Source organism: Streptomyces sp. NPDC046977, from assembly GCF_040644455.1.
Taxonomy (GTDB): domain Bacteria; phylum Actinomycetota; class Actinomycetes; order Streptomycetales; family Streptomycetaceae; genus Actinacidiphila.
Map to the genome: position 1 here is coordinate 12,559 of NZ_JBEYWO010000038.1, position 11,544 is coordinate 24,102.

Consider the following 11,544-nt stretch of genomic DNA (forward strand, 5'->3'; position numbering starts at 1 on the left):
GCCCTTCTTCCTACTCGGGCCGCAGGGCGGCCAGTTGCTGTTCGAACGGGACGACCGTATCGGCCGCGGAACGGGGCGCGGGCGGCCGCGCCGCCAGCAGCCCGGTCAGCTCGCCCGCGGCGCGCGCGATCCGGGTCGGCAGGGTGTCGGTCAGCGGGTCGCCGCTGCCGCCCCAGTCCTCGGAGGCGGCGTAGACGGCGGTCGGCACGACCACCGCGCGCAGATAGGCGAAGAGCGGGCGCAGGGCGTGTTCCAAGGACAGCGAGTGCCGCGCGGTGCCGCCGGTGGCGGCGATCAGCACGGGCTTGCCGGCGAGCGCGTCGTTGTCGATCACGTCGAAGAAGGACTTGAACAGCCCGCTGTACGAGGCGCTGAACACCGGCGTGACGGCGATCAGCCCGTCGGCCTCGGTGACCGCGGTGATCGCCTCGGCCAGCGCGCGCCCGGCGAAGCCGGTGACGAGGTTGTTGGCGATGTCCACGGCCAGGTCGCGCAGTTCGACCACGCGTACCTCGACCGGGCGGCCGGCGTCGGCGGCGGACAGCCGCACGGCCTCGGCGAGCCGGTCGCCGAGCAGCCGGGTGGACGACGGGACGCTCAGCCCGGCGGAGACCACCACGAGCCTGACCGGTTCACGGTTCATCGGACGTCCTCCGTCTCCTTCTCGGCCACGGTGGCGGCCGCAGTGGACTGCGCGTCACGCCGGGCGACCAGCGAGGCGTGGTCGGGCGCGTCCGGCACACCGGCCGGGCGGCCCTTGGCGAACTCCTCGCGCAGGACCGGCACGACCTGCTCGCCGAGCATGTCGAGCTGCTCCAGGACCGTCTTCAGCGGCAGTCCCGCGTGGTCCATCAGGAACAGCTGGCGCTGGTAGTCGCCCGCGTACTCGCGGAAGGACAGCGTCTTCTCGATGACCTGCTGGGGCGAGCCGACGGTCAGCGGGGTCTGCTCGGTGAACTCCTCCAGTGACGGGCCGTGGCCGTACACCGGGGCGTTGTCGAAGTACGGGCGGAACTCGCGCACGGCGTCCTGCGAGTTCTTCCGCATGAACACCTGGCCGCCGAGCCCGACGATCGCCTGCTCCGGCGTGCCGTGCCCGTAGTGCGCGAACCGCGTCCGGTACAGCTCCACCATCCGCTTGGTGTGGGTGGAGGGCCAGAAGATGTTGTTGTGGAAGAAGCCGTCACCGTAGTACGCGGCCTGCTCGGCGATCTCCGGCGAGCGGATGGAGCCGTGCCAGACGAACGGCGGGACGCCGTCCAGCGGCCGCGGCGTGGAGGTGAAGCCCTGCAGCGGGGTGCGCAGGCGGCCCTCCCAGTCCACCACGTCCTCGCGCCACAGCCGGTGCAGCAGCGCGTAGTGCTCGACCGCGAGCGGGATGCCCTGCCGGATGTCCTGGCCGAACCAGGGGTAGACCGGTCCGGTGTTGCCGCGGCCCATCATCACGTCGACGCGGCCGCCCGCCAGGTGCTGGAGCATCGCGAAGTCCTCGGCGATCTTCACCGGGTCGTTCGTGGTGATCAGCGTGGTGGCGGTGGACAGGATGAGCCGTTCGGTGCGGGCCGCGATCCAGCCCAGCATCGTCGTCGGCGACGAGGGCACGAAGGGCGGGTTGTGGTGCTCGCCGGTCGCGAAGACGTCCAGCCCCACCTCCTCGGCCTTGAGCGCGATCGCGGTCATCGCCTTGATCCGCTCGTGCTCGCTCGGCGTCCTGCCCGTGGTGGGGTCGGCGGTGACGTCACCCACTGAGAAAATCCCGAACTGCACCGGCCTCGTCCTCCTCCGTCGCTTCGATCCAGTTGGTTGATTATTCAACCACCCCTGCCAACGAGTCCACCCACCCCCCTATTCCGCGGCGGCAGCGTGGCGGGGATCACCCGAAGCGGCCCGCCACGTAATCGGCCGTGCGCTGGTCGGAGGGGTTGCCGAAGATCTCCTCGGTGGCACCGTGCTCGACGATCCGGCCGGGCGTGCCCTGCTCGGCGAGGAAGAACGCGCACTGTGCGGAGACACGCGCGGCCTGCTGCATGTTGTGCGTGACGATGACGACGGTCACCTCGCCGGACAGCTCCATGATCGTCTCCTCGACGCGCCGGGTCGAGGTCGGGTCCAGGGCGGAGCACGGCTCGTCCATCAGCAGCACGCGCGGCCGCACCGCCAGCGAGCGGGCGATGCACAGACGCTGCTGCTGACCGCCGGACAGGGCGCCACCGGGCTTGCGCAGCCGGTCCCGGACCTCCTTCCACAGGCCGGCGCGGCTCAGGCACTCCTCCACCAGCTCGTCCTTCTCCCGGCGGGTGGCGCGGGAGCCGGTGAGCTTCAGGCCCGCCACGACGTTGTCGTAGATCGACATCGCCGGGAACGGGTTCGGCTTCTGGAAGACCATGCCGATCCGGCGGCGGGCGTCGGTGAGGCGGCGGCCGGGCGAGTAGATGTCCTCGCCCTCGAAGAGCACCTCGCCGGACAGGGCGGCGGACGGGATCATCTCGTGCATCCGGTTGAGGGTGCGCAGGAAGGTCGACTTGCCGCAGCCGGACGGGCCGATGAGGGCGGTGACCTCGCCGGCGGGCATGGTCAGCGAGACCCGCTCCAGCACCTTGTGGTCGCCGAACCAGGCGGAGACGGCCCGCGCCTCCAGCTCGGCCGGGGCCGGGGCGGCGCCGGCCGCGCCGGTCACTCCGTTCACTGCGGTCACTGCGGTCACAGCCGGCAGGACGGCGGTGTCGGTCACCCCGGCGCCCTCGGCGGGCGCGGCGGTCTTCACGAGCTCCACGGGAGCAGCGGAGGCGTCGGAGGCGGGGACGGGCCCCGCGGACGCGGCGATGTCGGTCATGGTGGGTTTCCTCTACAGCAGGTTCGGGAGCAGCTGGGTGACCTGACCGGCGACCTTCAGGCCGACGACGGCCACCACCGGCAGGAAGACGATCCAGGTCTGGTGGCGGCCCCAGCGGTGCCAGGCCCACACCGCGGCGATGGAGACGAGGGCGAGCGCCTGGAGCCACATCACCAGCGGCCACGGCACGCCCGTGCCGGCGGCCATCGGCTGCTCGGAGCCGGGCAGGGTGCCGGGCTGGATGACGGCGGCCGGGCTCTCGGCGGTGGCGGACACCTGCTCGGCGTCGACACGCAGTACACCGGCCGGCAGATAGGACGGGCCGGTGGCGGTCACCAGCACGAGCCGGCCCTTGCCGGCGGCGGGCGGTGCGGGCGCGGGGTCGCCGGCCCGGCGGACGTCGATGACGCGGTAGGAGACCTTGCCCTGACCGGTGGTGACCGTGAGCGGGTCGCCGGCCCGCAGCCGCGCCAGGTGCCCGAAGGGACCCGAGTACGCGGCGGCGCGGCCCAGCACCACGCTCGTGCCGGCCTGCCCGGGCATCGGGGTGTCGCGGCGGTGGCCGGGGCCGTCGGCGAGCACGTGGGAGTCGGTCCCCTCCAGGACCACCTCGCGCACGTCCAGGGACGGGATGTCGATGAGGGCCAGCGGGGTCCCCGGGGCGAGCAGTTTGCCGTCCTGGCCGGTCTGCGCGACGGGCGCGGTGCCCAGCGCCAGGTTCGCTCGCAGCGCGTCGAACGCCCCGTGCTGCGCGGCCCGGTACTCCAGGTGGCTCACGACCAGCAGCTGCGCGGTCAGCCCGAGGAGCAGCGCGGCCAGGGTCAGCAGCGCTCCCCGGGCGAGGTGCTGTGCGGTGGGTATCCGTGCGAGGGACAGCGTTACGGTGGCGCCCCGTTCACGGATACGGGGCGGGTTCGGTGCGACGACCGTCACGGCGGTCTGCCTCCTGCGGATGCGGTCGGGGGGCGCCGGGGAGGCCGCGCGGACGCGGCCTCCCCGGCAGGTGGATCAGGTGGACTTGATGGTGAAGGTGGAGCCGTTGCCGGCGTTCACCGTCGAGGAGCCCAGGTAGTGCGCGTGGAGCTTGTGCGTGCCCTTGCTGAGCTTCGGCAGGGTGACGGTCACCTTGCCGTTGCTCAGGGTGCCCGTGGCCAGCACCTTGGCGCCGTCGACGATCTGCACCTTGCCGGTCGGGGTGGTGCCGGAAGAGGTCACGTTGACCGAGACCTTGGCCTGCTTGGTGTGGCTGACCGAGGTGGGGTGCGAGGCGGCCACCCAGGAGGCGGCCTTGGTGACGGACAGCTTCACCGTGACGCCGGAGGTGTTCAGGCCGCTGTTGCCGCCGTAGACCACCGTCAGGGTGTGGCTGCCGACCGACAGGTGGCTGGAGAGCGAGACCGTGGCCTTGCCGTGGCTGTCCAGGGTGGCGGTACCGCGGGTGGTGGTGCCCTCCTTGACCGTGACCTTGCCGGTCGGCTTGACCGAGCCGCCGCCGACGACGGCGACCGCGACCTTCGGCGTGTGGCCGTAGGCGGTCGTGGCGACCGTGGCGGTGGTCTTGCTCGAGTACTTGACCGCACCGGTCCAGGTGGCCGGCTTGTCGCCCGCACCGACGAGGTTGTTCGCCACGACCTTGGCGGAGTACGTGCCGGCGGTCAGTCCGCTCGCGGTGTACGAAGTGGTCGTCGCCGGCAGGTCCTTGTTGACCACGACCGAGCCGTCGGCGCGGGTGATCAGGACGCGGTAGTCGGTCGCCGCGGCGCCGGTGGAGGAGGCCGTCCAGCTGAGCTTCAGGCTGCCGTTGCTGACGGCGGCCTTGAGCGCCGGGGCCGCCGGGACGGCGGCGGTCGTGCCGTCCTCGAGGCCGCCCTGCTTGGCGTGCCTGGCCAGGCTGATCGAGCCGTTGTAGGACTCGTTCAGGAAGCCGAAGTCGTCGATGACGTCCTCGGACTTGTCCGACGCCAGAGCGGCGACGTGGCTGCCGCTGGTGACGAAGATGTCGTACAGCGCCTTGTCGAAGAAGACGCTGGTCGGGTCGATCGCGCGGGTCGGCACGACGTTGTACACGTCGCGGCCGAAGGTCGCGTTCTCGTAGTAGCCCGCGACCGGGGCGAGCTTGCCGTTGACCTTCGTCACCGGCGAGGTGGTGCCGTCCGTGTCGCCCGGCAGCTGGATGTTGGCCATGTAGGCGCCGGCGGCGACCGCGTCCTTGCTGTGGTCGGGCGCGATGCCGTTGTTCTGGGCGATCCAGCTCGCCACGGAGAACGGCACCAGCGCGCCGTCCGCCTTGAGGGCGTCGTTGGCCTGGTTCTCCTGAACGGTCGTGACCGTCTTCGCCAGGTCGCCGTCGTTGAGGCCGATCGCGGCGAGGAAGAACTTCCGGGTGCCCGAGCCGGTCTGCGGGATGAACGGGGTGACGGGCCGGCCGTCCACCTCGTCCAGTGTGCCGTTGTAGATGTCGTGCAGCTGGTCGACGGTCAGGTTCTGCAGCGCCGCGCCGCGGACGGCGACGCCCACCGCGTCCCGGGCCATCGGGATGTAGGTCAGGGCGGTACCGCTGGCGCTGGGGCCACCCGACGAACGGGCGAAGTCCACCTGGCCCTTGATGGTGAAGGAACCGCTGTTGGGCGAGTTGAACTTGTTGCCGCTGAGCGAGGCGCTCAGCGCGCTGCGGCCCGCACCCGAGCCGTTGGGGCGCCAGAACGGGGCGCCGCCCGAACGCGTGACGACCGTGGAGGTGACCGAGCCGGTGTGCGGGTCGATCGCGTCGTACGACGCGACGCGGACGCTGCCGGCGGAAACCGCCGAGCCCGCGTAGCTCTTGCCGTTGACGACGTCACCGGCCAGGGCGTTCATCACGTCCTGCGTGGTGTCGGAGCCGACGCCGACCAGCTTGCGGAAGGCACCGAGGTCGGGGTCGGCCTGGGCCGGGCTCGCGAGGGCCAGGCCGCCGGCGACGACGGCGGACACGAGGGCCACCGCCGTAAGGCGCGTAGAGCGCATGAAAGGTCTCCTGCTCATGAACGGTGAAACCGGTGGTTGCCAGAAATCTGGCAGGGTGGTGCCAGCCGTCCGCCCCGACTGCCTTTCGGGGCGGACGGCCGTTCGTGGGGGCGGCTCAGCCGCCGGTGCGGGTCACAGGCCCACGCGGCGCCGCAGCCGCTCGAACCTCTCCCTCAGGACCGCCTCTTCCGGCAGCAGCGTGAAGGCCCGGCCGCCGGGGAGCGGGACGCGCAGCGGCAGCCGGGGCTTGACCCCGCCCGTGAAGGGGGCGCCCACCGCGGCGACGGCGCCGAGCGCGGCTCCCACCGGGACGGCCCAGCGCAAGGTGTTGGCCGGGTCCGCCGGGGTGGTGCCGTTCGCGGTGACCTGGACCGCGTCGCCTCCGTCGAAGGACGGCTCGGCGCTCGCCACGGGGCTCGCCGACGGCGGGGCGGACGGGTCTCCGGCGCCGCCGGTCAGGCCGGGCGGGTCGCCCGCGGCCGTGCCCGAGCCACCGTCGATGTCGCCCGACCCGTGGTTGCCGCCACCCGCCGAGTGGGCGGGTTCGAAGGCGGCGAGCGCGTCGGCGGCCTTGTCGGCCTGGCGGCGCAGGGCGGGGGTCAGCGGCGCGTAGCCGGGCGGCAGTTCACCGGGACCGGTGCCCGTGGCCTGCCCGGAGCCGGCGGCGTACCGCAGCAGTCCGGCGTAGTCCCGGCGGGCGGCGGCGTCGAGCGATGCCGGGCGCACGGCGGCGTGGACGAGCTGGGTCAGCGGGTAGGCGTCCTTCGCCCTGGCCGCGGCCGGGTCGACCTCGCGGACGGGGGTACCGGACGCACTCGCGGCGGCCGCGGTCAGCGCCTGGGCCGTCGGAGCGGCGAACTTCCCCGCCGCGTTCAGGAGGTGCGCGGTCTGCAGGCTGTACCGCTCGGCCGACGCGGCGTCGGTGATGGTCAGCACGAAACGCGAGCCGACGGTCTGCGGGCCGGGGCTCTTGTAGGCGGGCGGACTGGACAGCGCGTCCCAGGTGGACTTCCACAGGGTGTCGGCGCGGCGGGCGTGCAGGGCGCCGGCGTGCATGTCGTCCACATAGGGGTGGAAGTCGGTCATGCACTGCTTCTGATCGGTCTCGGCGCCCGGCGGCACCGCGCACCAGGGGTCGCTCTTCGGGTAGTCGTCGCGGTTCGGGTCGAAGGTGCCCGTGGTGTTGAGGTCCGCGTTGGTGCTGTAGCCGGGGTTGACGGTCATGCCCCACTCATCGGGGATGCCCGCGAGGAAGCGCCGTGCGTCCCGGTCCGCGTCGATCCACTTCCACACCGAGCGGGCGGAGTCGGAGTGACCGATGGCGGTCATCAGGTCCGTGTCGGTGGCCGGGGTCTCGGAGACCGACAGGTACGCGAACTCCGGGTTGTACTTGAGGAACTCCGGGTCGCTGACCAGACCGGGCGGGTTCTTCGCGGCCCACTGGTACCCCTTCGCGGCGGTCGATGAAGTGACCGCCCCCCAGGGCGAGTTCCCGTAGGACTCGGTGAGCAGCTTCGCCACCAGGCGCGGGGTGAGGTCGATGGACTGCACCTTGGTGCCGGTGAGTCTGCGCACCGATTCGGGAGCGCCGGCCCGGGCACGGCGTTCGATGGTGAAGCCGATGACCACGCCGGAGAGCGCCACGGGCGCGTACGACGCGTCGTCGGTGGCGTTCAGCCCGCGGGTGGTGAAGACCAGGCCGGCCGCGCCGTTGTTCTCCAGGCGGGCGCGGGCGTCGGGCTCACCGAGTTCGGTGTAGCCGTACACGGTGCCGGAGGGGCAGAGCGCGGTCTGCCAGCTGGTGATGGCGTCGGCCGCCAGCTCGCTGCCGCTGGTGGGCCGCTCGTCGGAGCCCAGCGGACAGGTGGTGCCCACCTTGTTGAAGTCGAGCTTGATGGCGACGCGGTTCTTCCAGTTGGTGGAGGAGACCGGGGAACCGGCGTTGACCTGGGTGTGGTCGGCGTACGGCTTGCCGTCCAGGTCGAGGTGGCCCTGCGGGACGATGACGAGCCAGCAGGACCGCGGCACGCTCCGCCCGTCCCTGGTCACGGGCACCCCGCAGCCCAGGTGCGGGGCCTCGTAGGCGGTCTGGACCTCGAAGAACTCCTTGCCGGAGCCGTCCGCGCTGGTGCGGGCGAAGTCGATCTCGTTCGTGGTGTTGTAGTTGTACAGCCTGTTGTTCTGCAGATTGCTGGTGACCAGCGTGCCGTCGACCGCCTTGAAGGGCACCTCGCCGGGGGCGTTGGGGTTGTCCGCCCCGTACTGGCTGTCCTGGCCGTAGTTGGTGGGGTCGGCGCTGTAGAAGACCTTGCGGCTGTCGTCGATGTCGTTGCCCGGCCAGGCGCCGCGGCCGGTGGTCGGCGAGGCGCCGTACTGGCACTGGGTACGCGGCGGGCCGGGATTGCCGGGGACGGTGCCGTCGTCGTCGCCCCAGCACTGCATGATCTGCACGAAGTCGGTGTTGAACTGCGTGCCGGCGAAGGTGGTCGGCGTGCCGCCCTTCCAGGAGACCGTGACGGCCTGGCTGGTGAGGTGCTCGGTCTGGCTGACCGTGAACGTCATGTCCTTGAACTCGCCGCGCCCCTTGGCGCTGACGGCGGAGTTCTTCCCGGGGTCCGCGGCGACGGCCGGCTGCGCGGCCTGTGCGACCAGGCCGCCCAGCAGGGCGCCGACGGCCGCACCGGCGGCGAGGCGCGCCAGGAGCCGCCGTGCGCGGCTCCCCCGGGTGTTCCCGCGCTTCATCGGGTTCTCCTTCGCAGGATCTGGGAGACGGCGGCGGGGAGCAGCACCAGGCCGAGCAGGGTGATCACGGCCAGCAGCATCAGCGTCTGGGCGCCGCCCCAGCCGCTCTGGGCCGCGACAGTGACCGGCTGCGCCAGCGCGACCGTGCCGGTGGCGCCGCCGGAGGTGCCGGTGCCCGTGGCACCGCCGTCGGCGGCGACGTTCTGGCCGGTGTCGGGGTCGACGGAGGGGGTGCCGCCGGTGCCGCCCGTGGCGCCGCCGGTTCCCGTGCCGCCGGTGGAACCGCCCGCGGTGGCACCGCCGGAGCTGCCCGAGCCGCCGGTGGACGAGGTGGAGGTGCTGCCGCCCTTGGCGCCGCCGCTGCCCGTGGTGCAGGGCGGTGCGCCCTTCTTGTCACAGGCCTTCGGGAACGGGGCCGTCTCGGCGAGGCGGTTGTGGCCGTCCGCGCTGAAGGTCGGGTTGTTGCAGCCCTTGATGTTGACGGACTGGGTCTTCACGCCGGGGATGCGGCGGATCTGGTCGAAGCCTGCCTGCACCAGGTTGATCGGGAGCGGCGAGTAGCCGAGCTCGGGCGCCTGCTGCTGGCCCTGGCACATGAAGTAGTACGAGAAGGCGCCCAGCGTCCGGCCCTTGGCCTTGGTGAAGGTGCCCTGCTCCTTGAGCGGCAGGATCATGTACGAGTAGCTGGACAGCGGGTAGTTGCGCCGGTCGCTGTCGTTGTAGACGCCCTCGAGCTGCTGGGTGAGGTAGTCGGCGGAGCCCTTGTCGGTGTTGATCCGCGCCTTGAGCAGCGACACGGCGACGTTCTGCGCCGTGGGCTCGGTGTAGTAGCCCGCGTGGTTGAGGACCTTCGCGACCGGGAAGTGCGCGTTCAGCGCGTACGAGTAGTTGACGTAGCCGATCGCGCCCTCGCCGTAGCCCTGGGCGACGTAGCCCGCCACCCCGAGGTCGCCGGACTGGGCGATCATGCCGGGGAGGGTCGGGAAGTACGAGGTCTGGCCGCAGGCGCCGGAGCGTCCGACCTTGCCGCAGTAGGCCTGCCACAGCGACTTGTGCTGGTCGGCCATCCACATCGTGAACTGCGCGGTGGAGCCGGAGCCGTCGGAGCGCACGACCGGGATGATCGCGCGGTGCGGCAGCTTCACGCCCGGGTTGTCGGCGGCGATCGCCTTGTCGTCCCAGTAACTGACGGCGCGGGTGAAGATCCTGGTGACCACGTCGCCGGACAGCCGCAGGTTGTCGACCCGCTTGCCGTTGATCGTGAGGTGGTACATGAAGACGGTGCCGCCGGCCACGATCGGCATGTACGCGTACGTGCCCTTGGCCGGGTTCTCGGCCGCGGAGCCGTCGGTGGGCCTGGTCTGGAACGGGATGTCGGAGACCGCGAAGTCGACCTGGCCGTTGAGGAACTGGCGGCGGCCGTCGGAGCTGCCCGTACCGGAGTAGCTGACCCGCATGCCGTACTGGTTGACACCGCGGCGCCACTCGTCGACCGCGTTCTCGGCCCAGGTGGAACCGGCACCGGCGATCGGGGTGTAGCCGGCGTCGGCGACGGCGGGCTGCGCGGCCGGCACGACCACGGCGGCCAGCACGCCGAACAGCGCGGCCAGCGCGCTCAGGGCACGCCATCTGGCCCGGACGGCCGTGTGCCGTCCGGTGAGGGGATTGCGCATCAGTCGTTGTCTCCAGAAGCGGTGGCGGTGGCTGCACCGAGCACGGAAAGGGCGGGGGCGTGGAGCTGGTCAAAGCGCTCGACGTCGCGGCGGGAGGCACGCTCCGTGCGGCGCGCCTGGCGCTTGGTCTGCTGACCCGGTCCCCGGCCGCCCAGTACGCGGGCGATCGCGAAGAGCACCAGGACCAGGGCCATCAGCACGGCGGCCGCGCCGAAACCTCGGGCGATCATGGTGGGTTCCGGGGACTTGACGAAGTTGAAGACGGCCAGCGGCAGGGAGATCATCGGGCCCTGCAGCGGGTCGGTGTTGAGTGCCGCGGTGAAGCCCGCGGTGAGCAGCACCGGCGAGGTCTCGCCGACACCGCGGGCGGTGCCGAGGATGACGGCGGTGGCGAGTCCGGACCGCGCGGTGGGCAGCACCACGTGCCACACGGTGCGCCAGCGCGGCGCGCCCAGCGCCTCGGAGGCCTCGGTCAGGGTGCCGGGGACCAGTCGCAGCACGACGTCGGAGGCGCGGATCACGATCGGCAGCATCATCACGCTGATGGCGAAGGCCGCCGCCAGGCCGGACTTCTGCATGCCGAGGCCGAGGATCCAGGTCGCGTAGACCATCAGGCCGGCCACGATGGACGGGAGCGCCGTCATGGCCTCGACGATGGTGCGCACGAAGCGGGAGAAGCGCCCGGGGACCTGGTTGAGGTAGACCGCGCAGGCCAGACCGAGCGGCACGGTGATGGCCAGCGCGATGCTGATCATGATCAGGGTGCCGAGCATGGCGTGTGCGATGCCGCCCGCGCTCAGCGGGTCCAGGGGGCCCGCGGCCTGCATGTCCTGGGTGAAGAAGTTGCCGTGCGGCAGGGCCGTGCGGCCGCGCCACAGCGTGAAGCCGACGACGAGGACGAGCGCGGAGAACAGCACGGTGGCGGCCGACCACAGCACGACCGTCATCACCCGGTCGCGGATCGCGGGGCCGTCGTGCTCCAGGCCGGTCAGGATGGCGTACGCGGCGAGGAAGGCCAGGTAGGCGGTCACGGTGAAGCCGAGCGCGCCGGACAGCGGGGCGAGTTCACCGAACAGCAGGACCGCCAGGCACAGGCCGGACGCGGCGGCGCCGGTGAGCGCCAGCACCGCGTTGCGATCGGCGCCGCCGATCCGGCGCGGCCGGTCGGGGAGTTCGGGCGCGGCGGCGCCGGCCGGGGCCGCACCGGCGGCAGCGGCGGTGGCGGTCGCGGTCGCGGTCGCGGTCGCGGCATCCTTCACGGCGGCCGCGGGGGTCTCTTCGACGACGGTCATG

General features: G+C 72.1%; 8 protein-coding genes. All 8 read right to left on the reverse strand.

Going from position 1 to position 11,544, the window contains the following annotated elements; all coding sequences use genetic code 11:
* Positions 1 to 10: 10 nt before the first annotated feature.
* Positions 11 to 643: an FMN reductase gene (locus tag ABZ883_RS37295; RefSeq protein ID WP_360914597.1), complete on the reverse strand. Its 633-nt coding sequence runs from the start codon at positions 641 to 643 to the stop codon at positions 11 to 13.
* Positions 640 to 1,767: an LLM class flavin-dependent oxidoreductase gene (locus ABZ883_RS37300; RefSeq protein ID WP_360914600.1), complete on the reverse strand. Its 1,128-nt coding sequence runs from the start codon at positions 1,765 to 1,767 to the stop codon at positions 640 to 642. Before ABZ883_RS37300 ends, ABZ883_RS37295 begins: the two co-directional genes overlap by 4 nt.
* A 106-nt stretch (positions 1,768 to 1,873) precedes the next feature.
* A complete protein-coding gene (locus tag ABZ883_RS37305; RefSeq protein WP_360914603.1) occupies positions 1,874 to 2,833 on the reverse strand; it encodes a phosphate ABC transporter ATP-binding protein in 960 nt (319 codons plus the stop codon).
* Positions 2,834 to 2,845: 12 nt separating this feature from the next.
* A complete protein-coding gene (locus tag ABZ883_RS37310) occupies positions 2,846 to 3,766 on the reverse strand; it encodes a sortase (protein WP_360914606.1) in 921 nt (306 codons plus the stop codon).
* Positions 3,767 to 3,841: 75 nt separating this feature from the next.
* The gene (locus ABZ883_RS37315; RefSeq protein ID WP_360914609.1) at positions 3,842 to 5,836 is read right to left on the reverse strand and encodes an Ig-like domain repeat protein; all 1,995 of its coding nucleotides are present in this window, start codon (positions 5,834 to 5,836) and stop codon (positions 3,842 to 3,844) included.
* 132 nt (positions 5,837 to 5,968) lie between these two features.
* Positions 5,969 to 8,578 carry a hypothetical protein gene (locus ABZ883_RS37320; RefSeq protein ID WP_360914612.1) on the reverse strand — a complete coding sequence of 870 codons (2,610 nt, stop codon included), beginning with the start codon at positions 8,576 to 8,578 and terminating at the stop codon, positions 5,969 to 5,971.
* Positions 8,575 to 10,251 carry a phosphate ABC transporter substrate-binding protein PstS gene (locus ABZ883_RS37325; RefSeq protein ID WP_360914615.1) on the reverse strand — a complete coding sequence of 559 codons (1,677 nt, stop codon included), beginning with the start codon at positions 10,249 to 10,251 and terminating at the stop codon, positions 8,575 to 8,577. Before ABZ883_RS37325 ends, ABZ883_RS37320 begins: the two co-directional genes overlap by 4 nt.
* Complete coding sequence (pstA, locus tag ABZ883_RS37330) at positions 10,251 to 11,543, reverse strand: phosphate ABC transporter permease PstA (protein ID WP_360914618.1); 1,293 nt, start codon at positions 11,541 to 11,543, stop codon at positions 10,251 to 10,253. Before pstA ends, ABZ883_RS37325 begins: the two co-directional genes overlap by 1 nt.
* Position 11,544 lies beyond the last annotated feature (1 nt).

Bases quoted from the DNA above. Each gene is read 5' to 3' on its own strand.
- ABZ883_RS37295 (WP_360914597.1), bottom strand. From the start codon at position 643: ATGAACCGTGAACCGGTCAGGCTCGTGGTGGTCTCCGCCGGGCTGAGC.
- ABZ883_RS37305 (WP_360914603.1), bottom strand. From the start codon at position 2,833: ATGACCGACATCGCCGCGTCCGCGGGGCCCGTCCCCGCCTCCGACGCC.
- ABZ883_RS37315 (WP_360914609.1), bottom strand. From the start codon at position 5,836: ATGCGCTCTACGCGCCTTACGGCGGTGGCCCTCGTGTCCGCCGTCGTC.
- ABZ883_RS37320 (WP_360914612.1), bottom strand. From the start codon at position 8,578: ATGAAGCGCGGGAACACCCGGGGGAGCCGCGCACGGCGGCTCCTGGCG.
- ABZ883_RS37325 (WP_360914615.1), bottom strand. From the start codon at position 10,251: ATGCGCAATCCCCTCACCGGACGGCACACGGCCGTCCGGGCCAGATGG.
- pstA (WP_360914618.1), bottom strand. From the start codon at position 11,543: ATGACCGTCGTCGAAGAGACCCCCGCGGCCGCCGTGAAGGATGCCGCG.